Raw genomic sequence first — 26,307 nt, forward strand, 5'->3', positions numbered from 1 at the left:
ACTCACTGTGCAGCAGATGCGGGTGCAGCCACGGGACTTGCTACTTTTTCAATAGCTACTTGCGCAGATGCTGCCTGCGCTGGAGTCGTTTTAGACTGGTAAATAGAGACCTTTTGTCCCTCGGCCAGCACATGCACACCGGCGGCCACCACCTGCATGCCGGGCTGCAAACCGCTGGCAATCACGGTCAGGTTGCCATCCGCCGTGGCCACCACCACCGGCTGGGACTTGACCGTCATGCTGGCGGGGTCCAGCAGCCACACGGCGGTACTGCCATTCGCCTCCCGCTTGAGCGCACTGGTCGGCAGCTTGATGGCGGGTATGCCCGCCAGGCTCAGCGCCTGCGGCAACACACTCACCGTAGACCCCAGGCCGGGAGCGGTATCGGCATCAATCGCCACCTTCACCTGGAAAGTCCGCGTCACCGGGTCGGCACTGGCCGCCACCTCGCGGACCTTGCCCGCCAGCGTGATCTTGCTGGCCCATACCCGCACTTCCACGGCCGACCCCAGCGGGATGCCCGCCACCCGGTCTTCGGGCACCACAAAAACCACATCGCGCGCACCGTCTCGGGCCACGCGCACCACCGGCGTACCGGCCGCCACCACCTGGCCGGGCTCGGCGGCGATAGCCGTGACCACACCAGCCACATCCGACACCAGCCGGGTATACGCCGCCTGGTTGCCTTGGGACGACAATTGCGCCTGCGCCAGCTGCACCTGGGCCTGGGCCGCCTTGAAGGCACTGTCGCGCTGCTCCAACTGGGCACCGCTGATGAAGTTCTGCTCTTTTAGCTCTTTGTAGCGCTTGTAATCGGCGCTGGCGAGATCGCGGTTGGTGGCCGCAGCGGCCAATTGGGCGCGCGCGGCATCGGTAGCCAGTTTGTAATCTTGCGGGTCCAGCTGCGCCAGCACCTGGCCCACCTTCACGCGCTGGCCTAGCTCGGCCTGGCGCTGGATGATCTTGCCCGCAACCCGGAAACCCAGTGCCGACTCGGTCTGCGCCCGCACTTCACCGGCAAATTCCAGCGTTGCCTGCATGCTGCTCGGCGCCACCGTCAGCACCTTCACAGCGCGAATAGGCTCAGGCGCAGGCTCAGGTTTGGAACACCCCGCCAGCACCGCCACCACCCCGATCCAGCACATGCTGGCACGGAACATGGGGCGCACGCTGGGCGGCAAAGAAAAATAATGTGGCATAGCAGACCTAAAAAATCCGGACTTACGCAAGTCCCCCTGTGCACCTACAAGGCGACACAGGGTCTTGCGTAAGTCCTGTCTTATAACTGTGGACAATGGCGTAAACCATTATTACTGACTGGCGGGTTAGTAATCTAGAAGAACACCTAGGGCTTGTCAAGCGACAATCCCGGCGTGAAAGCACAACCTACCTTGAAACAAAATGCTACCCCACAAACCGTGAGCCACTATGAAAATTTTCCAGTGGCGTCCATCTTGTGCCCGGCCCATCTGCGCGCGCCCATCGCTGCTATCTACTGGTTTGCACGCACGGCGGACGACATTGCCGACGAAGGCAAGGCCTCTGCGGCGCAGCGTCTCAGCGACTTGGCCGTCTTTCGCGCCGACCTGGCCGCTGCCGCCGCAGGCCAACCCACATCGACCCGCTGGCCCAGAGTGTTTGGCCCCTTGCAGGTCGCCATCGCCCGGTGGAAGCTGCCCCAGCCGCTGTTGGCAGACCTGCTCAGCGCCTTCTGCCAAGACGTGGTCAAAACCCGTGACCAGACCGGCTACGCCAGCCGCGCCGAGTTGCTGGACTACTGCCAGCGCTCTGCCGCGCCCATAGGTCGGCTGCTGCTGCACGTGTATGGTGTGAAAAATGCGCAAGCGCTGCAACAAAGCGATGCCATCTGCAACGCCTTGCAATTGGTCAATTTTTGGCAAGACCTGGGCCAGGATGTATCCCGGGGCCGCTTCTACCTGCCGCAAGACCGCAGCCGTTATTACGATGTAGACGCGCGGGCACTCAACCAAATCCCCCAAAGCCGCCCGCTGACCAAGCTGATGGAAGAAAACGTCCGCTGGACACGCGCACTGATGCAGCGCGGTGCCCCCTTGGTACACCGCGTGCCGGGCCGCGCCGGATGGGAACTGCGCCTGGTGGTGCAAGGCGGACTGCGCATTCTGGAGAAGATCGAAGCCCTGGGCTTTGCCACCCGCCACACCCGCCCCACCATAGTCAAAGCCGACTATCCCCTGATGCTGTGGCGCGCCTTATGGATGTGACAATTAGCCCATGACCCCTGAGCAATACGTCCAAAACAAAGCCGCGTCTTCTGGCAGCAGCTTCTACTACGCCTTTCTGTTCCTGCCCAAGCCGCGCCGGGCCGCTATCACCGCCTTCTACGCCTTCTGCCGCGAGGTGGACGATGTGGTGGACGAAACCGCCGATGCCGGTGTCGCCCGCACCAAGCTGGCCTGGTGGCAAGGCGAAGTCGCCAACGCGTTTGCAGGCAAACCCAGCCACCCGGTGATGAAGGCCCTGATGCCGCTGGCCGCCGACTACCAGATCGAGCAGCGCCACCTGCAAGCCATCATCGAAGGCTGCAACATGGACCTGGAGCAAACCCGCTACCTCGACTTCCCCGGCCTACAGCGCTACTGCCACCTGGTGGCGGGCGTGGTGGGCGAGGTATCGGCCCGCATCTTTGGCCAGACCGACCCCGCCACCACCGCCTACGCCCACACCCTGGGCCTGGCGTTCCAGCTCACCAACATCATCCGCGACGTGGGCGAAGACGCGCTGATGGGCCGCATCTACCTGCCGGTGAATGAGCTGCAGCAGTTCGACGTGAAGGCCCACGAAGTCTTGAAGCGCACTTATTCCGACAGATTCACCGCCCTGATGCGCTTCCAGGCCGCCCGCGCCCACGCCTTGTACGAAGAAGCCTTTGCGATGCTGCCCGCCGCCGACCGCCGCGCCCAGAAGCCGGGGCTGATGATGGCCAGCATCTACCGCACCCTGCTGCGCGAGATTGAAGCCGACAACTTCCAGGTGCTGCACCAGCGCGTCAGCCTGACCCCGCTGCGCAAGCTGTGGCTGGCATGGAAAGTCCAGGCACTGAACAAGTTATGAGACTCCCCACTGTCTTGCCGGGCTAACGTATGCACGCATCGCTGATGACCGCCCACCCCCACCCCAGCCCTCCCCCAAAGAGGGAGGGAGTAAGACCGGACCCCGCATTGCCCCCTCCCCTTGCGGGGGAGGGTTGGGGTGGGGGCCGGATGTCCGGCATGCGGTGAAAGTAGCCATCATCGGCGCAGGCTGGGCCGGACTGGCCGCCGCCGTCACCGCCACCCAGGCCGGGCACCACGCTACAGTTTTTGAAGCATCCCGTGCAGTAGGCGGTAGGGCTAGAGCCTTATCTGACCCACAATTTGACAACGGACAGCACATCCTTATCGGGGCCTACACCGAGACACTTAAGCTGATGCGTGTGGTGGGCGTAGATAATAAAAAAACCCTGCTGCGCCTGCCGCTGACCCTGCTGTTCCCCGACGGCCACGGTCTGCGTTTGCCCGCCCTGCCCGCGCCTTTCGATGCGTTCATCGGCATCCTGCAAGCCAAGGGCTGGGGCTGGCGCGACAAGGCCGCGTTGCTGCGCACGGCACTCGGCTGGCAACTGGCGCGCTTTCAGTGCAGCCCCCAGCTATCGGTGGCCGACCTGTGCGCCACGCTCACGCCACGGGTGGTAGACGCGCTGATCGACCCGCTGTGCGTGGCCGCGCTGAACACGCTCGCCGCGCAGTCCAGCGGGCAGGTGTTTTTACGCGTGATCCAGGATTCTTTATTTGGAGCCCCGGGCGGCTCGAACCTGCTGCTGCCCCAAGTCGATCTGGGCAGCCTCTTCCCCACCCCCGCCGTGCGCTGGTTAGAACAGCACGGGGCCACCGTCACGCTGGGCCACCGGGTGCAAACCCTCCAGCCCCAGGGCGGGCAATGGTGTGTAGACGGCCAACTTTTCGACCGCGTGCTGCTGGCCTGCCCGCCGTGGGAGGCAGCCCGGCTGGTGGCTGGCAGCGGCGTGGCGGCGGATGCGTGGCTACAGCAGGCGCAGGCCCTGCAATTCGAGTCCATTGCCACGGTGTACGCCACCAGCACCACCCGGCTACCCCAGCCCATGTTGTCACTAAGGGGTGGCCCGGCGCAGTTTGTGTTCGACCGGGGCCAGCTCGGCGGCCCGCCCGGTCTACTGGCATTTGTGGCCAGCGCCAGCCAGGGCGACCGGCAGGCGCTGGAGGATGCCGCCCTCCAGCAAGGGCGCGTGCAACTGGGTTTGGCAGATCTGCAAGCCGTACAGACCGTGGTGGAAAAGCGCGCCACCTTTGCCTGCACGCCCGGCTTGCAGCGCCCCGCCCAGTACATCGCACCCGGGCTGGCCGCCTGCGGCGACTATGTGGACGGGCCGTATCCCGCCACGCTAGAGGGCGCGGTGCGCAGCGGTATCAGCGCTGCGGCGTGTAGCCGTCACGCAGTACCTTAATCATGTCGTGGTTCTTTTGCACGCCCTGCATCTGGCGCTCCACCATCGCGCGGATGTCAAACGGCAGCGCCTCTTTGAGCGCCTTGCGGTAGCGGCCCAGCGCAATATCCTCGCCGCGTTCGCACTCCTCCAGCACCGCCCTGTCGTTGTCACCGTCGTTAGTCAGCATGTCGCGCACGGCGACCCAGCCACGGTGTACCGTGCCGCTGAGGGTGCCACTGTCCTCGGGCGTACCGCCCAGACGCACCACCGCGCTGGCCAGTTCGGCGGCAGAGCTGGCGCAATCCCGCATCCGCTCTTCAAACACGCTTTTCAGGTTCTGGGCGCTGGTGCGTTCGGTGCAGGCCTTGAAGCCATATTCACCGTCATAACAGGTTTCGACCAGGGTGTTCAAGGTGGCAATGACATCGTCGTTGTCCATAGGCAACTCGCCATCGACGACATCATTGACATTGCGGACATCGCCCACATCGGGCACCCCTGCGATCATCGGGGCCATGGGAACCGCCTCGCCGCCCAGCACCATACCGGCCATCAAGGGTGTATCCCCCAGCAGGCCAGGGTCTCGGTATTTTTCGTTTGCCATACAAATGCTCCTTCAGAAAATGGAATGGAATCCGATCCGCCCTCAGCGGCTCGGCAGGTGCATCCATCTTCCGGCGGGGCGTGCGGCTTGTACGTCGGCCAAGCCATGCCCTGCGTGTAGGAGCATGCGCCGCATCCATGCACACGCAAATACTATCTATTTGATAGCTTACAGCGCAAGCAGAATATGCGCCAGATGCCTATTAGGCTCCTAAAATTTCGCACAGCGCCACCAGCTCCACCACATGCAGATGCGGCTGGATGGGGTGGTTCCAGGCGTGGCCCGCGCGGTTCACCCACACCGACTGCATGCCTGCGCTGACGGCACCCACCACGTCCATCAGCGGGTCGTCGCCCACGTGCAGCACGGCCTCGGGGGACACCCCGGCGGCCTGGGCGGCGGCGTGGAAGATGCGCGGGTCGGGCTTGGCCACGCCGAATGCACGGGCGCTCACGGCGGCGGTGAAATGCGCGCCAATGCCCACCCGGTGTACGTCGGCATTGCCGTTACTCAACGCCACCAGCGGATAACGCGCCGCCAGCCGGGCCAGCGCGGGTAGCGCGTCGGGGTAGAAGTCCACGCGCTGGCGGGCGGCAAAAAACACTTCGAAGGCGTCTTCGGCCAGCGCCGGGTCGTCGCCCGCGTGGCCCAGCGCCAGGCGGATGGATTCGCGGCGCAGCGTGCTCAGGTCGTGCAGCAGATCGGGCCGCTCCCGCTCCAACTGTTCGCGCACCGCCCGCAGCGCCAAGCTGGTGGGATAGCGCGCTGCCGTGGCCGGGGCGTGGTCGCCCAGCCACTGCAACAGCGTGGCCTCGGCCCGCTCGATGGCGGGCCACACGGGCCACAGGGTGTCGTCCAGGTCGAGGGATATGGCTTGGATGTGGGAAGTGTTCAGCATAGGTGCATGAGAATACCCGCCATGCCACTATTTGCCTCCCCCTTCCGCCCAGAGCCCCCTTTCAACCACGCCCAGACCGCCCGCACCGGCGTGCTGTACTGCAATCTGGGCACGCCCGACGCGGCCACGCCCATAGCGGTGCGGCGCTACCTGGCGCAGTTCCTCAGCGACCACCGGGTCATCGAAATCCCCAAAGTCATCTGGAACGTGATCCTGCACGGCATCATTTTGCGCACCCGGCCCAAGCAATCGGCCGCCAAATACGCCAGCATCTGGACTCCGCAGGGCTCGCCGCTGCGCACCGGCACGGCACTGCAGGCCACCATGCTGCGCGGCTGGCTGGGCGAGCGCGGCCACCAGGTGCAGGTGGACTACGCCATGCGCTACGGCAGCCCGTCCATCGCCGAGCAGCTGGACAAGTTCAAGGCCAGCGGCGTGACCCGCGTGCTGATCGTGCCCGCCTACCCGCAGTATTCGGCCACCAGCACCGCCAGCGTGTTCGACGCGGTGTACGACTGGGCCGCCCACACCCGCAACATCCCCGAGCTGCGCTTCGTCAACCGCTACCATGACGATCCCGGCTACATCGCCGCCCTGGCCCGCCGCATCCGCAGCCACTGGCAGCAGCACGGCCGCCCCGACCAGCTGGTGATGAGCTTCCACGGCGTGCCCGCGCGCACCCTGCAGCTGGGCGACCCCTACCACTGCGAATGCCAGAAAACCGCCCGCCTGCTGGCCAACGCACTCGACCTGACCAAAGAGCAGTACAAGCTCACCTTCCAATCCCGCCTGGGCCGCGCCAAATGGCTGGAGCCCTACACCGAGCCCAGCCTGATCGCCATGGCCAAAGCCGGAGTCAAACGCGTGGATGTCGTCTGCCCGGGCTTCACCAGCGACTGTCTGGAGACCCTGGAAGAGATTGCCATGGAAGGCAAAGCCGCCTTCCTGAACGCGGGCGGCAAAGAGTTCCACTACATCCCCTGCCTGAACGGCGAGCCTGACTGGATCACCGCCCTGGCCAGCATCGTGCAAACCCACCTGCAAGGCTGGCCCACGCAGGTTGCACCGGATACCCAAGCCCTGGCAGACACCCAAGCCCGCGCCAAAGCGCTAGGAGCCACACAATGAATTTAATAGCTACCCCCGCACATTCCATAAGCGCCAGAGGCCGATTTGATGCACAAGTTTGATGTCGTCGTCATCGGCGCAGGCGCCGCCGGTTTGTTCTGCGCCGGGATTGCCGGGCAACGCGGTTTGAAGGTGCTGCTTCTAGACCACAGCGAAAAAGTGGCCGAGAAAATCCGCATCTCCGGCGGTGGCCGCGCCAACTTCACCAACAAGGACGTGACCCCCGCCAACTTCCTCAGCGACAACCCCCACTTCTGCCGCAGCGCCCTGAGCCGCTACACGCCCAAAGACTTCACCGAACTGATGGCCCGCCACGGCATCCCGTTCCACGAAAAGCACAAGGGCCAGCTCTTCTGCGACCGCAGCGCCGAAGATTTGATCACCATGCTGCTGGCCGAATGCACGGCGGGCAACGTCACGCGCTGGCAGCCGTGCACGGTCAAAAATATAGCCTTTTCGGCCGCTAGCGCAGATAGCAACAGCGCAGGTAGCTATACCATTGATAGCAGCCACGGTCAAATTACGGCGCCCCAGATCGTGGTCGCCACCGGCGGCCTGTCCATCCCCAAGATCGGCGCCACCGACTTTGGATTCCGCATCGCCCAGCAGTTCGGCCTGCGCATGGTCACCCCCCGCCCGGCCTTGGTCCCGCTCACTTTCGACACTGAAGCCTGGGCCCCGTATGCCCACCTGTCGGGCCTGGCGCTGCCGGTGCAGATCGAGGTGGGGGCCAAAAAAGCCAAAACCGCCTTTCTGGAAGACCTGCTCTTCACCCACCGGGGCCTGAGCGGTCCGGCCGTACTGCAAATATCCAGCTACTGGCGCGAGGGCACGCCCCTCCGTCTGAACCTGGCCCCCAACGTCGATCTGCCCCCCGCCCTGGCCCGCGCCAAAGCCACCTCGCGCAAGCTGATCGCCAATGAACTAGCCCAACTCGTGCCATCGCGTTTGGCCGATGCTTGGGCCGGCCAAGACCCCGCCTGGCAAAAACCCATTGGCGATGCCACCGACAAAGCCCTGGCCCAACTGGCCGAAAAACTCGCGCGCTGGGAGCTGACCCCCAACGGGTCGGAAGGCTACAAAAAGGCCGAGGTCACAGCCGGGGGTGTGGACACGCGGGATTTGTCGTCCCAGACCATGGAGTCGAAGCAGCCGGGGTTGTTTTTTATCGGCGAGGTGGTCGATGTGACCGGGTGGCTGGGGGGGTATAACTTCCAGTGGGCCTGGGCGAGTGGGTTTGCTTGTGGGGGGGCGTTGGCGGTGGGGTAAAGCTGACTGGGCACAAAGTGAGAAGGTCGTTAATGTTGAAATTTTTTCGGAAAATCAACGCATTTAGAATGCCAACTATAATTAATTTTTAGACAAAAATGGTTAATCGTATTTTTATTAGCTTCACGTTACTTCTTGTACTCACCAACGCGTGCGCAGATTTATCTAATCCTAAAGTTTTAGAACTGCGTGGAATTACTGTTGGCGCTCCTTGTGACAACATCGCCACTGCATTAAAAAACCTGACACAGAAATCCACAAAACCGTTTGAAAGCATCAACTGCTCAGAATTATCCAATAAGTACACCATACGATCGCTAGGCATTACTTCAGACGAAAAATTCGAAGCTATTTCAATTCATTTCACACCTAACGGGGTTTTTTGGAAGGTCTCCTCATTCACTCGTTTCAGCGAGTTTGGACGACCATTACGAAGTGATGTACTCGAAGCCCTCGGAGCTAAATTTGGAGGCAACCCAGCACTTATACGGCCAAGAATCGAATTACAGGATCAAGATGTTGCGGTATGGAGCAGTACAAAGAATCCGCTTGAGGGCTCAATTTCTTACACCTATAAGTACCGCCCATGCACCGGCAAAGCTGGAGGCGACGAACATGACGTATGTATCACGCCGCAACACATAGAAAGCGGAAGGGCATGGATGAAAGCAGTTCAGGATCTCGGAGGCACTATTGCATCGACATCAGTGGAGTCCTCATCAAAGACACCCCCGGAGCGGGTAATTGCCGTAATGGTCCAAATCTACGATAGCGGAGTAGGTGCTGCCGCAGACGAAGATGAACGGTTAGAGCTAATAAAATCCAGTCGACCGATAATACCAAATTATTAAAAATTCACCCACTTCTTGTAGCTATATTATTTTTAAGAATTTTAATGTTTGTTAAAAAATAACAATTTCCGCGTTAATTTTCTTAACCGGTTGTCAAGCGATAATTTACGGAACCGCCTCTAATTTTGAGAAAATAGCTCTCGGCATGAATAAGCAACAAGTTATTCAAATTCTTGGCTCTCTGGTATCAGTAAGTGCAGATGGGGATAAAAGCGAAGAATATTTAATTTATAAAAAAATGAAACATGCCATTTCAGAATGGCCCAGAACCTACTCTGTAACACTTCGTAGTGGAAAAGTGGTCAAATACGGCGAACAATATGAAGAGAAAAATATTAATTCTTATTGAGGTTAATTTTTAATCTCCGTATTGGATTGGGGTGAGTATCCAGTGCTGGTCGATGTGTTGTGGCATGTTGCAGATAGTTGCGCTGATGTGCCCCTCTGACTTGCGATGGTGCATTTATGAACCCAACCAGTACGTATTGACAACAGCTACACGCCGCCTAAAATCGTATACCTATTGTCCACACACCCAGAGGTTTCCATGCGTGATGCTCCCATCAACTTACGCGCCCTGCCCGCCCAGCGCGACCTGATCGACCAAGCGGCGGTTTTGTTGGGCAAGAACCGCTCAGACTTCATGCTGGAAGCAGCCTGTGAACGTGCCCAGGCCGTGGTACTGGACCAGGTGTTTTTCGGTATGGACACGGACCGTTTCCAGGCCTTCACAGCCTTGCTCGATGCGCCTGCCAGCGCCAATCCCGGCCTGGCGCGGCTGATGGCGGTGCAGCCTCCTTGGGATCGTAAATCCGCATGAGCTTGCAGTTGTCGGCCCCGCAGCCGCTGGCGGGAGCCCACCAGCTCAGCCAGTTCGCCTGCGGCGAATCTTCATTGGACGAATGGCTCAGGCGCCGAGCGCTGACCAACCACCTCAGCGGTGCCAGCCGCACCTTTGTAGTGGCCGACCCTGCTGGCCATGTTTTCGGCTACTACGCTCTTGCCGCCGGTGCGGTGGCGCACCAAGATGCCACCAGCGCGGTGCGGCGCAACATGCCCGACCCGGTGCCCGTGATGGTCCTGGCCCGGCTGGCAGTGGACCAGCGGGCCCAGGGTTTGAAGCTGGGTGCGGCGCTGCTGCAAGACGCCGTGAACCGTGCGCTGGCGGTAGCGCAGAATGCAGGCGTGCGGGCGCTGCTGGTCCACGCGCTGAACGAACCGGCCAGGGCGTTCTATGCGCACTATGGATTTCAGAGCTCTGCGCTGCACCCGCTGACTCTGATGTTACGGCTCAGTACCTAAGGGGTTCGGCAATAGCCAAAACAACGCTGGGAATCCGCAAAAAACGGATTCCTAGCTTAAATTCAAGCGTTCTTTAATCTGCAAGAGCGCAATGAACGAAGTCTTTAATTACACGGCGCTGGGGCTGGTGCGACTCTCAAGCTGAAATTCATAAAAAATAGGCCGCTAACGCATATTGCACGTGCGCTACCAGCTACTATTTATATAGCACCCATTTCCGGCTACGCTAGCCCCGCCACCGACTCCAACGCCATCACCGCCGTGGCCGTATTCCAGATGGGGATGTGGCAATTTCTGTGCACCCGGCGCCGCTGGTTGCGGGCGCAGCTGGAGGCGGTGGTAGCCCCTGTTTTGGCACACCCGTGCTGTATCGCGCATGATGCGCCGTGTGTGCGCCAACGTGGCACACGCCCACACTAAAGCTTTTAGGACTTATGCAAGTCCTGGTTTTTTTCCCAAAATTTACTTTCAAGGAACGCCCATGACTGCCATTTTTTCTCGCCGCGTCTTGGTAACCGCTCTGGCCGTGGCCAGCCTATCGGGGGCACTGCATGCCCAAACGGCGGTGCGGGTGTCGTCCAAGATCGACACCGAAGGCGCGCTGCTGGGCAACGTGATCCGACTGGTGTTAGAGGCCAACGGCATCAAGACCGAAAACAAGCTGCAACTCGGCTCCACCAAAATCGTGCGCGGCGCGCTGGTGGCGGGCGAGGTGGATATTTACCCCGAATACACCGGCAACGGCGCGTTCTTCTTCTCCGACGAAAAAAATCCAGCCTGGAAAGATGCCAAGGCCGGTTTCGAGAAGGTCAAATCGCTGGATGCCGAGAAAAACAAGCTGGTCTGGCTGGAGCCCTCGCCCGCCAACAACACCTGGGCCATCGCCATCCGCAAGGATGTGGCCAGCAAGCACCAGCTGAAATCGCTGGACGACCTGGGCAAATGGCTGGGCACCGGCGGCAAGTTCAAGCTGGCTGCGTCGGCTGAGTTCATCGAGCGCCCGGATGCCCTGCCCGCCTTCCAAACCGCCTACGGCTTCAAGCTCACCCAAGACCAGTTGCTGACCCTGGCGGGCGGCGACACCACCGTCACCATCAAGGCAGCAGCCGAGCAAACCTCGGGCGTCAACGCCGCGATGGCCTATGGCACTGACGGCCCGGTATCGGCCCTGGGCCTGCTGGTGCTGGCCGACACCAAAAGCGCGCAACCCATCTACGCGCCCGCCCCGGTGGTGCGCGCCGAGGTGCTGGCCCGGCATCCCAAGATCAAAGACGTATTGGCACCGGTGTTCAAGAGCCTGGACGGCCCCACCCTGCAAAGCCTGAACGCCAAAATTGCCCTGGAAGGGCAGGATGCCCAGACCGTGGCAGCGGCGTATCTGAAGTCCAAAGGCTTCGTCAAGTAAACCCATGCGGGTGCACAACCGGGTGCTGTGCGCCTTGGCGCTGCTGGGCCTGTGCGCAGCCTGGGGCCTGGCGTTTGTGACGCAGGCACCAAACCGGCTGCTCACGGGTGTCGGCATACCGCTGGCCGAGGTGCTGGTGGGGCCGCGCTGGTGGGTGCTGCTGCCCGCCGCCGTGCTGGCCACCGGCGTGTTTTTACCGCCCACGCGGCGCACCCAGGGGCTGGTGCTGCTGGCGGCGGCCGCCAGTCTGGCGGGCTGGCTGTGGCTAGCGGGCGCGCAGGCCCAGTCCACGATGGACAGCGCCGAATCCCCGCTGGTGCGCACCTCTTTTGGCGCTGGCTTTTGGGTGCTGGTGCTGCTGTGCGCATTGGCGGCGGCCGATGCCTGGCAGCGCTTGCAACTGAATGCCGTGGCCCGCACGCTGGCCGGGATCGCCGTGGCCGCGCCGGTGCTGTACCTGCTGGCGCAAGGGCATCTGGATGCACTGTCGCTGCTGAAGGAATACGCCAACCGGCAAGAAGTATTCCAGTCCGCCTGGCGCAGGCATGTGCAGATTGTGCTGGCCACGCTGCTGCCCACGCTGCTCATCGGCGTGCCGCTGGGTGTGGCAGCGTACCGGCGGCCGCGCCTGTCGGCACCGTTGTTGGCGCTGCTGAATGGGGTCCAGACCGTGCCGTCCATCGCTTTGTTTGGCCTGCTGATGGCACCGCTGGCGGCGCTGGCTACGTGGTGGCCGCAGTCGGGTATCAGCGGTATCGGCCTGGCCCCGGCGGTACTGGCGCTGACGCTGTATTCGCTGCTGCCTATCGTGCACAGCACCATCACCGGGCTGCACCAGGTGCCCAGCGCAGTGGTGGAAGCCGCCAGCGGCATGGGGCTCACGCCGCGCCAAATCTTCTGGCGCGTCGAGGTGCCGCTGGCCCTGCCCTTGCTGGTGGCGGGCATCCGCACCACCGCCGTGCAGGCAGTGGGCCTGACCGTAGTGGCAGCGCTGATCGGGGCGGGCGGCTTTGGTGCCATCATGTTCCAGGGCCTGCTGAGCAGTGCATTGGACCTGGTGCTGCTGGGCGTACTGCCGGTGGTGGCGCTGGCGGTGCTGGTCGATGCGCTGTTCCAATCCTTGTCCGTTTTTCTGCGAACCACGCCATGATCGAATTCCAGCATGTACACAAATCGTTTGGCGGGGTGGCGGCGGTCCAAGACCTGTCGCTGAAGATCCCCAAGGGCGAATTCACCGTGCTCATCGGCGGCTCGGGATCGGGCAAATCCACCACCTTGAAGATGATCAACCGCCTGGTCGAACACGATGCAGGTCGCATCCTGTTCCAGGGTGAAGAAATCCGCAGCTTCCAGCCCGAGGACATCCGCCGCCGCATGGGCTACGCAATCCAGTCCATCGGCCTGTTTCCGCACTGGACGGTGGAGAAAAACATCGCCACCGTGCCCTCGCTGCTAGGCTGGTCCGCCGCCCGCATCCGCGACCGGGTGACCGCGCTGCTGGAGCTACTGGACCTGGCCCCCAACACCTATCGGCAGCGCTACCCGCACCAGCTGTCGGGCGGGCAACAGCAGCGGGTGGGCGTGGCACGGGCGCTGGCGGTGGACCCCGAGGTGCTGCTGATGGACGAGCCGTTTGGTGCGCTCGACCCGGTGACGCGCAGCACGCTGCAAAAAGAAATGCTACGCATCCACGCCAGCTCGGGCAAAACCATCGTGCTGGTAACCCACGACATCGACGAAGCGCTGCGCCTGGCCACCCGCATCGTGCTGCTGCACAACGGCCAGATCGTGCAAGCCGGGCCCCCCACCGCACTGCTGACGCACCCTGCCAACGACTTTGTGACCGACTTTGTGGGCCGCAGCGACATCGGCATCAAGCTGCTGGGCCTGGCCACGGTCGCATCCCATACCCGGCGCGGTGAAACTGCGCCGGGTGTCGCCCTGCCCGCCCACACCAGCCTGCGCGAAGCGCTGTCCACCCTGGTCGCCCGCGCCTGCGACCGCCTGCCCGTGGTGGACGCACTCGGCCAGCCGCTGGGTGTGCTGCATTTCGCCGACCTCTGGCAGCGCGCGGCATGACGTACAAAATACTGCACGACCGCTTACTCTTGGCGGCTCTATTGCTAGCATTATTGACATGGGGCATGCCGCATCTGCGCCCCTTGTTCGCGGCGCTGTTTCCGGCGCTGGAGCGGCCGGTCTACACCCAGGACAGCTTTGTGGCGCTGGTGCTGGCGCACCTGAACATCGTGTTCTGGTCCAGCCTGGCCTCGGTGGTGGTGGGCGTGGCAGCGGGGGTCGCTGTGACCCGGCCTGCGGGACGTGAATTTCAGCCGGTGGTGGAAACCGTGGTGGCCATAGGGCAAACCATTCCGCCAGTGGCCGTACTGGCGATTGCCGCGCCACTGATCGGTTTTGGCACCGAACCGGCGTTGATTGCACTGGCCTTGTACGGCCTGCTACCGGTGGTGCGGGCCACCATTGCGGGCATCGAGGCCGTACCTGCATCGGTACGTGAAATCGCCCTGGGACTTGGGATGGATAAGCGTGGGGTGCTATTGAAAGTAGAGCTTGCGTTGGCCCTGCCGGTGATCGTAACGGGGGTGCGCACCTCGGTCATTGTCAACCTGGGCACGGCTGCAATTGCCTCCACCGTGGGGGCCAAAACGCTGGGCTCGCCCATCATCGTGGGCCTGAGCGGCTTCAACACCGCCTACGTGCTGCAAGGCGCCATCTTGGTGGGCGGGCTGGCCATCGTCACCGACATGGCCTTTGCCCGCCTGGCCCGGCACCTGGACCGCTGGCGCAACCAGCAGCGCTGATACCGGATTTCCCCGCCCCGTCCGGGCGCAGCAGCGGGCTAAGCCGGCGGGTTACAGGCTATAATCCAAGGCTTTGCTGGCAAACCCCTGCTGCCTGATCAATTTAATAGCAGGGGAACACCGCAGATTCTTCGTCCAACGGCCTGATCTTCCTTTCGACAAGACCTGCACCTAAATCGGAAACCTTTTTTGTCATGACAACCATCCGTGTAAAAGAAAACGAACCCTTTGACGTCGCACTGCGCCGTTTCAAGCGCACCATTGAAAAGCTCGGCCTGCTGACCGACTTGCGTGCACGCGAGTTCTATGAAAAGCCCACCACCGAGCGCAAGCGCAAGAAGTCGGCCGCTGTCAAGCGCCACTACAAGCGCGTGCGTTCCATGCAGCTGCCTAAAAAGCTGTACTAAGCTTTTTCAAACTGGCAACAGTTTGACAAGCCCGCCCAGGGACGCCAGGGCGGGCTTTTTCTATTCCAGAACCCCAAACTCCAGGAGCACCAAGATGTCACTCAAAGAACAAATCACCGAAGACATGAAAACCGCCATGCGCGCCAAAGACAGTGTCCGCCTGGGCACCGTGCGCCTGCTGCTGGCGGCCCTCAAGCAAAAAGAAGTGGACGAACGCGTGGTGCTGGACGATGCCGCTGTGGTCGCCATCGTGGACAAGCTCATCAAGCAACGCAAAGACTCGATTGATGCCTTCACCAAAGCCGAACGCACCGACCTGGCCGACATCGAAAAAGCCGAGCTGACCGTGCTCTCCGCCTACCTGCCCCAGCGCCTGGATGCCGAGCAGGTAGCCGCCGAAGTACGCACCCTGGCCGACGCTATGGTGGCCGAGCTGGGCCGCCCCCTGGCAGGCGGCGACATGGGCAAGCTGATGGGTGCCGCCAAGGCGCAACTGGCGGGCAAGGCCGAAATGGGCCAGGTATCTGCCGCCGTGAAAGCCGCACTGGCAGCATAAACGCCCCAGGCCAACCAAGCGGACGGCTGCCGCGTTGTATGTGGGCCCCCACTCCTGCCCACGCCATGCCCTCCACTTTTGCCTCCAAAACCGCCCAGCTGCTGGGCGCGTTGCTGATTAGCCTGGCCACCCACCACGCCCTGGCGCAAGCCTATACACCGGGCCGGGTGGCACGCCTGAACCTGATGGAAGGCATGGTCCACTTTGCCCCGGCAAACAGTGGCAGCTGGAGCCCCGCCGAATTCAACCGCCCGCTGACCCAAGGCGACCGGCTGCAAACCGCGCCCGGCGCACGGGCCGAGCTGCACAGCGGCTCCACTACCTTGCGCATCAACGGCCCCGCCACGCTGGAAATCAGCGAACAAGACGACACCACCACCCGGCTCTCGCTCACCCAGGGCAGCTTGGCGCTGCGCGTACGCCAGCTCTACCCCGGCGAAACGCTAGAGGTCAACACCCCCAACCTGGCCTTCACCACCACCCAGCCCGGCGAATACCGGCTGGATGTCGATGCCCGTTTCGGCACCACCCGCATCACCGTGCGCAGCGGCAGTGCCGTGGTGTATGGCGAAAACGGAGCCACGCGCACTCTGGACAGCCCGCAGCAAGCCCGTTTTTTTGACCGGCTGCTCGGCCAGGAAGTGGTGCGCCCTAACCTGCAACGCGATGCCTTCGACCTGTGGAGCTACGCCCGTGACCGGGCCGAAGACACGCCGCCCGCCAGCTACTGGAGCACGGAGCCCAGCCCGGCCTACCCGCAGCCGCGCTATGTGCCCTACCCCATCCTGGTGCCGTTCCCGGTAGAAAGCCCCCACCGCTTCGGGCAAGACCACCGCCGCCCACCACCAGACCACTGGCCCGCACCCGGCCAGCGCCCTAACGACCTCTTCAACCGCCCACAGCAGCCCGACTGGAACCGCGCCCCGCGCAACCAGTCAGAGCTGGAGCAGCGGGCGCAGATACAGCGCCAACAGCAAATCGACCGCGAACGCCAGCAGTACAACCGCGAGCAGATGCAACGGCAAATGGAGCAACAGCAGCAGCAAATGCAGCAGCAGATGCGCGACCAGCAAAATCGCCAACAACAACAACAACAACAACAACAGCAACCCCAACCACCAGACCGCCAGCGCACAGAGCAAGCCCGCCCCATGCCCCGCCCGCAGATGGTGGAGCCCCAGCCGCCCGGCTCACCCGACCCACGCCGCCGCCTGCTGATGCCCGGCCCGCGCCCCGCAGACGACCCGCTCAAATAAAGTGGGGGCCCTGGGCAGGGGCCTTCCGTGCTATGTTTTTTATAAAAATAAGCATAGCGGCTTGCGCAGATAGAACCTGCGTCAGGGGGCGATTAGATGCCTGAAAAAAGGCCTTAAAACCTAAAACCCACAGGACTTACCCAGTTCTATGGACTGTACTCAGCTGCTACCGCGCACCACCAGCGCAAACCCCAGGTCGATGCTGCTCTGCGGCACCGCTTCGCCACGCATCAGGGCCAGCAGCATTCTGGCGGCCTGGATACCAATTTCGGCACGCGGGGTGCGCACGGTGGTCAGCGGTGGCAGCATCTGGTCGCTGCCCGCCAAATCATTGAACCCCACCACGGCAATCTGCTGCGGCACGGCCACCTGCAAACGCAGCGCCGCCAGCAAGCCGCCCTGGGCCAGATCATCGTTGCAGAAAAACACCGCATCCACATCCGGGTGGCGGACCAACAGGTCGGCCAGCAAGCGCCCGCCCAGCGCCATCGAGGTGGGCGCGGGGTCCAGCACCTCCAGTTGCGGGTCGTAGCACCCGGCCGCACGCAAAGCCGCCCTGTAGCCCTCGGCGCGCTGCATCACGCGTGGGTCCAGCTGGCCTGCCACATACGCAATCCGGCGGCGGCCCCGCTGCAGCAGGTGTTCGGTAATGCTGCGGGCCGCGTCGAACTGCGACAGGCCCACGCCGTACACGCCGGGGGTGGAAGGGGTTTCCATCAAATGCACGCAGGGCACGCCGCTGGCCGCAATCATCTGGCGGGCCGCATCGCTGCGGTCCAGGCCGGTGACCAACAGGCCCGCCGGGCGGTGCGCCAGGTAGCTGCGCAAGAGGGCATCTTCTTCGGCGGGCTGGTAATGCGTCACGCCCATCAGGGTCTGAAAACCTGCCGGTGCCAGGGTGTGCTGCACGGCCTCCAGCAGCTCGACAAACAGGGCGTTGGACAGCAAGGGAATCAGCACCGCCACATGCGTGCTGCGGGCCGAAGCCAGGGCGCGGGCGGCGGGGTCGGGCACATAGCCCAACTGCTGCGCCGCCACCTGCACGCGGTCCACCAGCAGCGGATCCACCGCCCGCGCACCGCGCAGCGCACGCGATGCCGTAATGGCGCTGACACCGGCGGCAGCCGCCACATCGGCCAGGGTGGCGCGGCCCGTGGCGCGGCGGCGCAGAGGGGTAGAGAGGGGCGTGTCCATGGAATGTGGACGCGATTCTAACCACGCCCATCCCCGGTTTTTTCGCCCCCGCCACGCCCCCCAAATAGGCCTTCTGGCTGGTGAAAACCCTAGTTAACCTGGGGGCACTTCGCCTTTAGGATAGCGCTGTCCAAATTTGCAATCTGCAAGCCAAGACATTCCGCAGGCCCCGCGTTTACGCATGGCCTGCATTTCTCAACCCTTTTGGGATTGCGCTGTCCAACATGGTTTCACTGGTCATCATGGGAGTCGCCGGGTGCGGCAAATCGAGCTTGGGGCAGGCGGCAGCCCAGGCACTGGGCTGGCCGCTTATCGAGGGGGACGACTTCCACCCCGCCGCCAACGTCGAAAAAATGCGCACCGGCATCCCGCTGGTGGATGCCGACCGGGTGGGCTGGCTGGCGCTGCTGGGGGCCGAGCTGCAACGCCACCCCGCTGGTGCGGTGCTGACCTGCTCGGCCCTCAAAGCCGCCTACCGCGACCAGCTACGCGCCGCCCTGCCCGGTCTGCGCTTTGTGCACCTGGCCCTCAGTATGGATGCCGCCCGCACCCGGGTGGCGCAACGCGCTGGCGGCCATTACTTCCAGGCGCATCTGGTCGATAGCCAGTTCGCCACGCTAGAGAGCCCCGCAAACGAGCCCGGCGTGCTGACGGTGGATGCCACCCAGACCCTGACCACCCTCACCCCCCACGCCGTCCGCTGGACGCAGGAGACCCCCGATGCATCCTTCTGATACCCCGACCCCCTGGCCGCAGCGCCTGGCCAACAACGCTATGGCCCTGTGCCTGGCGGTGATGGCCGTCTCGGTGTTTGTCAACGTGGTGCTGCGCTACGGCTTTGGCAGCGGCGTGGCCGCCAGCGAAGAGCTGTCGCGCCTGCTGTTTGTATGGATGGTGTTTATCGGTGCCACCGCCGCCTACCCCACCGGCGAGCACATGGCCTTCAACAGCCTGCTGGTGGCGCTGCGCGATAAGCCACAACTGCTGGCCGCTGTCGCGGTGCTGGTGCGGCTGCTGGTGATTTTGGGCTGCAGCCTGCTGGCCTGGGGCGCGTACCAACAGGTGCAGGTAGGCCTAGGCAGCCAATCGGTGGTGCTGGGTTATTCCACGGCCCTGCTGCCGCTGCCCGCCTTGCTGTGTTCCGTGGCAATTGGCCTGATGGCCCTGCGCGAACTTATCCGTAACCAAGCGCTGGACCTCGGTCCCGGCGCAGAACTGGAGTGACAAGCGATGTCCGTTGAAGGTCAAGCATTTATCGTTTTCTCACTCGGCATGCTGGTGCTGATGGGAATTGGCATGAACATGGGGTTGGCGCTGGTGCTCACCGGCGCGGGCATGGCCTATGTGCTGGACTTCTGGGACACCCAGTTGCTGGCGCAAAACCTGGTGGCCGGGGTAGACAGCTTCCCGCTGCTGGCGGTGCCGTTTTTCATCCTGGCCGGTGAACTGATGAACTCGGGCGGTATCAGCCGCCGCATCATCGACATGGCGCAGGCCTGGTTTGGCCATGTGCGCGGCGGGCTGGGCTATGTGACCATCGGCACGGCCATCATGCTATCGGCCATGTCGGGCTCGGCGCTAGCCGATGCCGCCGCCATGTCCACTATTTTGCTGCCCATGATGCGCAAGCACGGCTACCCCGTCGGCCCGTCGGCCGGGCTGATTGCGGCGGGCGGTGTCATCGGCCCCATCATCCCGCCGTCGATGGCGTTTGTGATCTACGGCGTGACCACCAACACCTCCATCTCCTCGCTGTTCATTGCCGGGATTGCCCCCGGCCTGATGATGGGCCTGGGCCTGGTCATCGCCTGGAAGATGCAGTTGCGCAAGTTCACCGTGCAAGCCGATGCGCCGCTGCCTGTGCGCCAGCGCTTGCTGGTGACCGCACGGGCCTTCTGGGCGCTGCTGATGCCGATCATCATCATTGGTGGCATGAAAAGCGGGGTCTTCACCCCCACCGAAGCCGCCGTGGTGGCGGCCTTCTACGCCATGTTTGTGGCCTTTGTGGTGCACCGCGAAATGAACTTTAGCGACCTGCACGGCGTGCTGGTGCGGGCCGCTAAAACCACCGCCATCGTGATGTTCCTGTGCGCCGGAGCCCAGGTGGCCAGCTACATGATCACCCTGGCCGACCTGCCTTCGGTGCTCACTGGCTGGCTGGGCCCGCTGGTGGACAACCCGCGCCTGCTGATGCTGGTGATGATGCTAGTGCTGGTGGTGGTGGGCACCGCGTTGGACCTGACACCCACCATCCTGATCTTCGCCCCGGTGATGTTGCCCATCGCCGCCAAGGCCGGTATCGACCCGGTGTACTTTGGCCTGATGTTTGTGCTCAACGGCTCCATCGGCCTGATCACCCCGCCGGTGGGCACCGTGCTGAACGTGGTGGCCGGCGTGGGCCGGGTGCCAATGCACACCGTCATCAAGGGCGTTAGCCCCTTCCTCATCACCTACACGCTGATCCTGCTGCTGTTTGTGGCCTTTCCCCAGCTCGTCACCGCGCCTGTCGCGTGGATGCGCTAAACCTTCCCCTTTTTACCCACCGGAGCTAACCATGCAAAAACTATTTCGCCGCACCGCGCTCGCCGCCTTGGCGGCCATCACCCTCGGTGCCGCCACCAGCGCACTGGCACAAGACATCAAGCCGCGCATCATCCGCTTTGGCTACGGCCTGAACGAGCAAAGCAACCAGGGCCGTGCGTCCAAAGTGTTTGCCGAAGCGGTAGAAAAAGCCTCGGGCGGCAAAATGAAGCTGCGCGCCATCGGTGCCGCCGCCCTCGGCCCCGACACCCAAATGCAGCAAGCCCTGATTGGCGGCGCACAGGAAATGATGGTTGGCTCCACCGCCACCCTGGTCGGTATCACCAAAGAAATGGCCCTGTGGGACACGCCCTTCCTGTTCAACAACACGGCCGAAGCCGACGCGGTACTGGACGGCCCCATCGGCCAAAAAGTCATGGCCAAGCTACAAGAAAAAGGCCTGGTCGGCCTGGTCTACTGGGAAAACGGCTTCCGCAACCTGACCAACAACAAGCGCCCCATCACCAAGCTGGAAGACATGGACGGCGTAAAACTGCGCGTGATGCAAAACGAGGTCTTCCTCAGCAGCTTCAAGTCGCTGGGTGCCAACGCCATTCCGCTGCCCTTCAGCGAACTCTTTAGCGCGCTGGAAACCAAGGCAGTGGACGGCCAGGAAAACCCGTTCAACACCATCGTCTCCAGCAAGTTCTATGAAGTACAAAAGTACCTCAGCGTGACCAACCACGTCTACAGCCCCTGGATCGTGTTGGCCAGCAAAAAATGGTGGGACGGCTTGAGCAAAGACGAGCAAAAAGTGCTGTTAGATGCTGCCATAGCCAGCCGCGACTTCGAGCGCAAAGACACCCGCGCCGAAGCCGCCAAAGCCCTGGCCGACCTGAAAACCAAGGGCATGCAAATCAACGAACTCGCCCCCGCCGAGTCCGCCCGCATGCGCGACAAACTCACCAAGGTCAACGCCCTGGTAGCCACCAATGTGGGGATGGAGTTGTGGCAGGAAACGCAGGCTGAGCTGGCGAAACGACGCGGTAAATAAGCACCAAAGCAAAACGCCACCAGCTATTCTTTCGATAGCTAGTGGCGCAGGTAGCATAAGCGCTAGAGCACTAAAAGTCTCAAATCAGCTCCCCGCCACCTTCATCTTGTTAATAAGAATCGAGCCCACGGTTTTAGCCCCGTAGTTGTAGGTATCTGCGCCAATCGCCTGGATGCCCTTGAACATGGTTTTCAGGTTCCCGGCGATGGTGATTTCTTCTACCGGGAAGGCGATTTCGCCGTTTTCCACCCAGAAGCCACTCGCGCCGCGCGAGTAGTCGCCGGTCACGTAGTTCACGCCCTGGCCCATCAGCTCGATGACGAACAGGCCGGTGCCCAGCTTCTTCAGCATGGCATCCAGATCATCGCCGGGACGGGTGCGAGTGGAAGACAGCACCAGGTTGTGCGAGCCGCCTGCGTTGCCAGTGGTTTGCATGCCCAGCTTGCGGGCCGAATAGCTGCTGAGGAAGTAGCCCTCGACACGGCCTGCATCCACCACGGTGCGGGCCTTGACGCGCACGCCTTCGTCGTCAAACGGCGAGCTGCCTTTGCCGCGCTTCACAAACGGGTCTTCCAGCAGGTTGATGTGCTTAGGGAAGATTTGCTGGCCCATCGAGTCCAGCAAAAACGTGCTCTTGCGGTACAGCGCACCGCCGCTCACGGCCTGCACAAAGCCGCCCAGCAGCCCGGCCGCCAGCGGCGACTCGAACAGCACCGGGCACTCTGTGGTGGGGATCTTGCGCGACTTCAGGCGGCTCAGGGCGCGCTGGGCGGCATAGCGGCCCACGGCCTCGGGCGAGGCCAAATCTTCGGCGCTGCGCATCGAGCTGTACCAGGAATCGCGCTGCATGCCGCTGCCCTTGCCGGCAATCGGCGCGACAGACAAGGAATGCCGCGAACTGGCATAACCGCCGCGAAAGCCGTTGGTGTGGGCGCTGAAGAAATGCGACTGCTGCGCCGACACGCCCGCGCCTTCGCTGTTGGTGATCTTCTTGCTGGTTTGCAGGGCTGCGGCCTCGCACTCCATCGCGATCTGTGCAGCCTCTTCGCTGGTGATGGCCCAGGGGTGGAACAGGTCCAGATCGTCATGGCGCTTGGCAATATTCTTGGCATCGGGCAAGCCGGCAAACGGGTCTTCGGCGGTGAAGCGGGCAATGTCATAAGCCGCTTTCACCGTTTGCTGGATGGCGGCTTTGGAGAAGTCGGAGGTGCTGGCGTTGCCCCGGCGCTTGCCCAGGTAGACGGTGATGCCGAGAGATTTGTCGCGGTTGCGTTCCACTGTTTCCAGCGCGCCCTTGCGGACTGAGACGCTCAGGCCGCAGCCCTCGGAAGCCTCGGCTCCGGCGTTGGTGGCACCGAGTTTTTTGGCATGCGCCAAGGCGCTATCGACCAGTTCTTCAAAGAAAGGGCGGCTATAGGCAAAGCCGCTGTCGGGGCCACGGTGGGCGCTGGTGACGGTGGAATCAGGTTTTTTCATGTTGGCGGCTATGATACTTGCCACGCAGCCCCCTCTGCTGCACCCCCATCGGATACCCCGCGCACCGCGCGCACAACTCTAAAAACCATGTCACGCAAACTCACTAAAGGCTACTACGTCCAGGGCAAATTCGTTGCCGAAGGTAGCGAACTGGACATCCAGCTTAAAGCCGAACTCAAGGGCACCGATGCCTCCAGCCGCACCGACCTGAAAAAAGAAAGCGACGAGCTGCAAGCCCTAGGCGAAAGCCTACTGACCCTGCGCCAAGACCTGTTTACCAAGCTGCAACTGGGCGAAAAGCTGCATGACGCAGTGGTCGAATCCAAGCGCATCACCAACTTTGAAGGCAAGCGCCGCCAGATGCAGTTCATCGGCAAACTCATGCGCAAGCAAGAACCCGAAAAGCTCGAAGAAATCCGCGCGGCGCTCAAAGTGCAGCAATTCGGCTCGGCGCAAGAAAACCTGGCCCTGCACAAGGCCGAGACCTGGCGCGACCGGCTGATCGCCGAAGACGCCGCTGTGGGCGAGTGGATCGCAGCCTTCCCGCAAACCGACTCCCAGCAACTGCGCGCCCTGGTCCGCCAGGCCCGCAAAGACCTGGTGCCCGAAAAGCCCGGTGCCCTGCCCCGCCACGGCCGCGCCTACCGCGACATCTTCCAACTGGTGCGCGAGCACCTGGCGGTCACCGATGGCCCCCTGAACGACGGCGCAGTGGAATCCGACGAAGAATGAGCGCATTCGACTCCGTCAAAATCGGCATCGTCTCCGTCAGCGACCGCGCCAGCAGCGGGGTCTACGAAGACAAAGGCCTGCCCGCCCTGCAAGACTGGTTGGCGCGGGCCTTGAAGAACCCCATCACCTTCGTCCCCCGCCTAATCCCCGACGAGCAAGCGGTCATCAGCGCCACCCTGGTCGAACTGGTCGATGCAGGCTGTAGCCTGGTCCTGACCACCGGTGGCACCGGCCCCGCCCTGCGCGACGTGACTCCCGAGGCCACGCTGGCCATCGCCCACAAAGAGATGCCCGGCTTCGGCGAGCAAATGCGCCAGATCAGCCTGCAGTTTGTGCCCACCGCCATCCTGTCGCGCCAAACCGCCGTCATCCGCGACCGCAGCCTCATCATCAACCTGCCCGGCCAGCCCAAAGCGATAGCAGAGACGCTGGAAGGCCTGCCCGCCCTGGGTAAGCCCGGCATCTTCGCGGCGGTGCCGTATTGCATAGATTTGATCGGCGGGCCGTATCTGGAGACGGATGAGGCAGTGTGCAAAGCGTTTCGGCCCAAGTCGGCGCTGCGGGTAGCAGGCTAAATGCACATCCAAAAAATCGCCGCCTTCTCCGACGGCAACACCGGCGGCAACCCGGCGGGTGTCGTGATTTCTGCCGCATTCCCGCCCGATGCCGACATGCAGCGCATCGCCGCCGAGGTGGGCTTTTCAGAAACCGTGTTTGCCACGCCAATAGCAAACGGTTTCCGTGTGCGCTACTTTTCACCCGAAACCGAAGTGCCGTTTTGCGGCCACGCCACGATTGCGCTGGGCGCGGCGCTGGCCTTGCAACAGGGCGACGGCGTGTTTGCCTTGGCGCTGAACCACGCCCAGATCACCGTCGAAGGCCGCCGCGATGGGCCTACCGTGGCCGCAGCACTGCAATCGCCACCCACCCGCAGCCAGCCTGCGCCCAGCGCGCTGGTGGATGCCGCGCTGGCCTTGTTCGGCTACGCGCACGCCGACCTCGACCCGCGCATCCCGCCCGCCCTGGCCCACGGCGGGGCCGACCATTTGGTGCTGGCACTGACCACCCGCGCCGCACTGGCCGCCATGCACTACGACCTGGCGGCGGGCCGCACGCTGATGCAGGCTGCGGGCTTGACGACCATCGTGTGGGTGTTTGCTGAAGCCGTACAGCGCCTGCACACCCGCAACGCCTTTGCCTCTGGCGGCGTGCTGGAAGACCCGGCCACAGGCGCTGCCACGGCCGCGCTGGCGGGCTATTTGCGCGACATCGGCTGGCCGCACGGCGGCGCGATCGACATCGTGCAAGGGGAAGACATGGGCATGCGCTCGCTGCTGCGGGCCGAGTTATCGAACACGCCAGGCGAATCGATCCGTGTGTCGGGGTCGGCGCGGGTAATGAGCAACTAATTTGCTATTAGAAAAATAGCTGCATGTGATGGAAGATCCCGCAGCGACTGCCCATTTCGGCTGTGGAGTTGCGGGGGCCATCCTCCACCACACCGGGTTACAGGCAGTCGGTGTATGTGTATGGCGTGGCTACAGGTCTATCGCTACAGCCCCTACTTGCCCACCAACTGCGTAAATTTCTCAGCCTCAAAACACTCGGTGCGGGCTGCATCGCAGGGCACGCAATCGGGTGGGGTTTGGTGGGTGGCCGACAGCTTCTCGATGGCCTGCCACAGCAGGGCAATCTGGTGCTCCTGGCTAGAGGCGTTGTCGATCAGGCCGCGCATGGCTTCGCCCAGAGGGTCGCCTTCGGGGGTGATGCCATAGGCCGAGAAGCTCGGGGTGGCCATCGCGGCATCGCCCATCGCACCATCCTTTGGACCGTCTTTGGGCAGGATGATGCGGGCCGGAATGCCCACCGCCGTGGCCCCGGCGGGCACGGGTTTGATGACCACCGCGTTGGAGCCGATCTTGGCCCCGTCGCCCACGGTAAAGCCGCCCAGCACCTTGGCCCCGGCGCTGACCACCACGTCGCGGCCCAGCGTGGGGTGGCGCTTGGTGCCCTTGTACAGAGAGGTGCCGCCCAGCGTAACGCCCTGGTAGATGGTGCAGCCGTCGCCGATTTCAGCGGTTTCGCCCACCACCACACCCATCGCGTGGTCGAAGAAAACCCGCTCGCCCAGCTTGGCGCCGGGGTGGATTTCAATGCCGGTAAACCAGCGTGCGCAGTGGGAAATAAAGCGCCCCAACCACTTGAGGCCGTGGTGCCAGCACCAGTGGGCCAGGCGGTGCAGCACCACCGCGTGCAGGCCGGGGTAGCAGGTCAATACCTCCCAGGTGCTGCGGGCAGCGGGGTCGCGGTCGAGGATGCAGCGGATGTCGGAGCGCAGGCGTGAAAACAT

General features: G+C 62.9%; 29 protein-coding genes. 23 read left to right on the forward strand and 6 right to left on the reverse strand.

Translation table 11 applies throughout. The features are described 5' to 3' along the window. Window positions 1-2: 2 nt before the first annotated feature. Window positions 3-1,145, reverse strand: coding sequence for an efflux RND transporter periplasmic adaptor subunit (locus AC0969_RS00720; RefSeq protein WP_479622815.1), 1,143 nt, complete (start codon window positions 1,143-1,145; stop codon window positions 3-5). 297 nt (window positions 1,146-1,442) lie between these two features. On the opposite strand from AC0969_RS00720, the gene hpnC reads away from it, so the two are divergent. The 3 genes from hpnC (at window position 1,443) to hpnE (ending at window position 4,501) form a co-directional block, all read left to right on the forward strand. Continuing rightward, complete coding sequence (hpnC, locus tag AC0969_RS00725; protein WP_479622208.1) at window positions 1,443-2,243, forward strand: squalene synthase HpnC; 801 nt, start codon at window positions 1,443-1,445, stop codon at window positions 2,241-2,243. A gap of 10 nt (window positions 2,244-2,253) precedes the next feature. Beyond that, entirely contained in the window at window positions 2,254-3,093 is an 840-nt protein-coding gene (gene hpnD, locus AC0969_RS00730) for a presqualene diphosphate synthase HpnD (protein WP_479622209.1), read from the forward strand. Window positions 3,094-3,256: 163 nt separating this feature from the next. Next, on the forward strand, window positions 3,257-4,501 hold the full coding sequence (hpnE, locus tag AC0969_RS00735; RefSeq protein ID WP_479622210.1) for a hydroxysqualene dehydroxylase HpnE: 1,245 nt from the start codon (window positions 3,257-3,259) through the stop codon (window positions 4,499-4,501). Here hpnE and AC0969_RS00740 read toward each other — a convergent pair. Then, window positions 4,464-5,087, reverse strand: coding sequence for a ferritin-like domain-containing protein (locus AC0969_RS00740; RefSeq protein ID WP_479622211.1), 624 nt, complete (start codon window positions 5,085-5,087; stop codon window positions 4,464-4,466). The two genes, hpnE and AC0969_RS00740, sit on opposite strands and share 38 nt — an antisense overlap. A gap of 202 nt (window positions 5,088-5,289) precedes the next feature. Beyond that, on the reverse strand, window positions 5,290-5,985 hold the full coding sequence (locus tag AC0969_RS00745; RefSeq protein WP_479622212.1) for an HAD family hydrolase: 696 nt from the start codon (window positions 5,983-5,985) through the stop codon (window positions 5,290-5,292). Window positions 5,986-6,006: 21 nt separating this feature from the next. On the opposite strand from AC0969_RS00745, the gene hemH reads away from it, so the two are divergent. The 13 genes from hemH to AC0969_RS00810 all read left to right on the forward strand — a co-directional run bounded on the left by hemH (window position 6,007) and on the right by AC0969_RS00810 (window position 16,981). After that, complete coding sequence (gene hemH, locus AC0969_RS00750; RefSeq protein WP_479622213.1) at window positions 6,007-7,113, forward strand: ferrochelatase; 1,107 nt, start codon at window positions 6,007-6,009, stop codon at window positions 7,111-7,113. Between the two features lie 48 nt (window positions 7,114-7,161). Next, window positions 7,162-8,382, forward strand: coding sequence for a BaiN/RdsA family NAD(P)/FAD-dependent oxidoreductase (locus AC0969_RS00755; RefSeq protein WP_479622214.1), 1,221 nt, complete (start codon window positions 7,162-7,164; stop codon window positions 8,380-8,382). Window positions 8,383-8,480: 98 nt separating this feature from the next. After that, a complete protein-coding gene (locus AC0969_RS00760; RefSeq protein WP_479622215.1) occupies window positions 8,481-9,233 on the forward strand; it encodes a hypothetical protein in 753 nt (250 codons plus the stop codon). 103 nt (window positions 9,234-9,336) lie between these two features. After that, complete coding sequence (bamE, locus tag AC0969_RS00765) at window positions 9,337-9,582, forward strand: outer membrane protein assembly factor BamE domain-containing protein (RefSeq protein WP_479622816.1); 246 nt, start codon at window positions 9,337-9,339, stop codon at window positions 9,580-9,582. 198 nt (window positions 9,583-9,780) lie between these two features. Then, complete coding sequence (locus AC0969_RS00770; protein WP_479622216.1) at window positions 9,781-10,053, forward strand: type II toxin-antitoxin system TacA family antitoxin; 273 nt, start codon at window positions 9,781-9,783, stop codon at window positions 10,051-10,053. Then, window positions 10,050-10,535 (forward strand): GNAT family N-acetyltransferase, encoded by a 486-nt coding sequence (locus AC0969_RS00775; RefSeq protein ID WP_479622217.1) that lies wholly within the window; start codon window positions 10,050-10,052, stop codon window positions 10,533-10,535. The genes AC0969_RS00770 and AC0969_RS00775 overlap by 4 nt, the downstream gene beginning before the upstream one ends. Before the next feature lie 481 nt (window positions 10,536-11,016). Beyond that, a complete protein-coding gene (osmF, locus tag AC0969_RS00780; protein WP_479622218.1) occupies window positions 11,017-11,940 on the forward strand; it encodes a glycine betaine ABC transporter substrate-binding protein OsmF in 924 nt (307 codons plus the stop codon). 4 nt (window positions 11,941-11,944) lie between these two features. Then, window positions 11,945-13,090: an ABC transporter permease gene (locus AC0969_RS00785; protein ID WP_479622219.1), complete on the forward strand. Its 1,146-nt coding sequence runs from the start codon at window positions 11,945-11,947 to the stop codon at window positions 13,088-13,090. Further along, on the forward strand, window positions 13,087-14,019 hold the full coding sequence (locus AC0969_RS00790; RefSeq protein WP_479622220.1) for an ABC transporter ATP-binding protein: 933 nt from the start codon (window positions 13,087-13,089) through the stop codon (window positions 14,017-14,019). Before AC0969_RS00785 ends, AC0969_RS00790 begins: the two co-directional genes overlap by 4 nt. 65 nt (window positions 14,020-14,084) lie before the next feature. Continuing rightward, window positions 14,085-14,762 (forward strand): ABC transporter permease, encoded by a 678-nt coding sequence (locus AC0969_RS00795; RefSeq protein ID WP_479622221.1) that lies wholly within the window; start codon window positions 14,085-14,087, stop codon window positions 14,760-14,762. Window positions 14,763-14,956: 194 nt separating this feature from the next. Next, the gene (rpsU, locus tag AC0969_RS00800; protein WP_092756237.1) at window positions 14,957-15,169 is read left to right on the forward strand and encodes a 30S ribosomal protein S21; all 213 of its coding nucleotides are present in this window, start codon (window positions 14,957-14,959) and stop codon (window positions 15,167-15,169) included. A 94-nt stretch (window positions 15,170-15,263) separates the two neighbouring features. Further along, entirely contained in the window at window positions 15,264-15,725 is a 462-nt protein-coding gene (locus tag AC0969_RS00805; RefSeq protein ID WP_479622222.1) for a GatB/YqeY domain-containing protein, read from the forward strand. Window positions 15,726-15,790: 65 nt separating this feature from the next. After that, complete coding sequence (locus AC0969_RS00810; RefSeq protein WP_479622223.1) at window positions 15,791-16,981, forward strand: FecR family protein; 1,191 nt, start codon at window positions 15,791-15,793, stop codon at window positions 16,979-16,981. Window positions 16,982-17,140: 159 nt separating this feature from the next. On the opposite strand, the gene gntR is transcribed toward AC0969_RS00810, so the two are convergent. Further along, a complete protein-coding gene (gene gntR, locus AC0969_RS00815; RefSeq protein WP_479622224.1) occupies window positions 17,141-18,175 on the reverse strand; it encodes an HTH-type transcriptional regulator GntR in 1,035 nt (344 codons plus the stop codon). Between the two features lie 224 nt (window positions 18,176-18,399). On the opposite strand from gntR, the gene AC0969_RS00820 reads away from it, so the two are divergent. From AC0969_RS00820 to AC0969_RS00835, 4 genes are read left to right on the forward strand one after another with little or no spacing between them, the layout of a single operon-like run. Then, window positions 18,400-18,909, forward strand: coding sequence for a gluconokinase (locus AC0969_RS00820; protein ID WP_479622225.1), 510 nt, complete (start codon window positions 18,400-18,402; stop codon window positions 18,907-18,909). Further along, entirely contained in the window at window positions 18,896-19,399 is a 504-nt protein-coding gene (locus tag AC0969_RS00825; protein WP_479622226.1) for a TRAP transporter small permease, read from the forward strand. The genes AC0969_RS00820 and AC0969_RS00825 overlap by 14 nt, the downstream gene beginning before the upstream one ends. A gap of 6 nt (window positions 19,400-19,405) precedes the next feature. After that, window positions 19,406-20,698: a TRAP transporter large permease gene (locus tag AC0969_RS00830; protein WP_479622227.1), complete on the forward strand. Its 1,293-nt coding sequence runs from the start codon at window positions 19,406-19,408 to the stop codon at window positions 20,696-20,698. Between the two features lie 31 nt (window positions 20,699-20,729). Then, window positions 20,730-21,749 carry a TRAP transporter substrate-binding protein gene (locus AC0969_RS00835; RefSeq protein ID WP_479622228.1) on the forward strand — a complete coding sequence of 340 codons (1,020 nt, stop codon included), beginning with the start codon at window positions 20,730-20,732 and terminating at the stop codon, window positions 21,747-21,749. Window positions 21,750-21,833: 84 nt separating this feature from the next. Here the strand turns inward: AC0969_RS00835 and pmbA are convergent, their stop codons facing one another. Continuing rightward, window positions 21,834-23,225, reverse strand: coding sequence for a metalloprotease PmbA (gene pmbA, locus AC0969_RS00840; RefSeq protein WP_479622229.1), 1,392 nt, complete (start codon window positions 23,223-23,225; stop codon window positions 21,834-21,836). A gap of 87 nt (window positions 23,226-23,312) precedes the next feature. On the opposite strand from pmbA, the gene yjgA reads away from it, so the two are divergent. From yjgA to AC0969_RS00855, 3 genes are read left to right on the forward strand one after another with little or no spacing between them, the layout of a single operon-like run. Continuing rightward, on the forward strand, window positions 23,313-23,957 hold the full coding sequence (gene yjgA / locus AC0969_RS00845) for a ribosome biogenesis factor YjgA (protein WP_479622230.1): 645 nt from the start codon (window positions 23,313-23,315) through the stop codon (window positions 23,955-23,957). After that, window positions 23,954-24,532: a molybdopterin adenylyltransferase gene (gene mog / locus AC0969_RS00850; RefSeq protein ID WP_479622231.1), complete on the forward strand. Its 579-nt coding sequence runs from the start codon at window positions 23,954-23,956 to the stop codon at window positions 24,530-24,532. The genes yjgA and mog overlap by 4 nt, the downstream gene beginning before the upstream one ends. Further along, window positions 24,533-25,366: a PhzF family phenazine biosynthesis protein gene (locus AC0969_RS00855; RefSeq protein WP_479622232.1), complete on the forward strand. Its 834-nt coding sequence runs from the start codon at window positions 24,533-24,535 to the stop codon at window positions 25,364-25,366. It abuts the gene before it with no gap. Window positions 25,367-25,518: 152 nt separating this feature from the next. On the opposite strand, the gene cysE is transcribed toward AC0969_RS00855, so the two are convergent. Next, the gene (cysE, locus tag AC0969_RS00860) at window positions 25,519-26,307 is read right to left on the reverse strand and encodes a serine O-acetyltransferase (RefSeq protein WP_479622233.1); all 789 of its coding nucleotides are present in this window, start codon (window positions 26,305-26,307) and stop codon (window positions 25,519-25,521) included.

The sequence above is a fragment of the Rhodoferax sp. LB1P47 genome, from assembly GCF_056521445.1.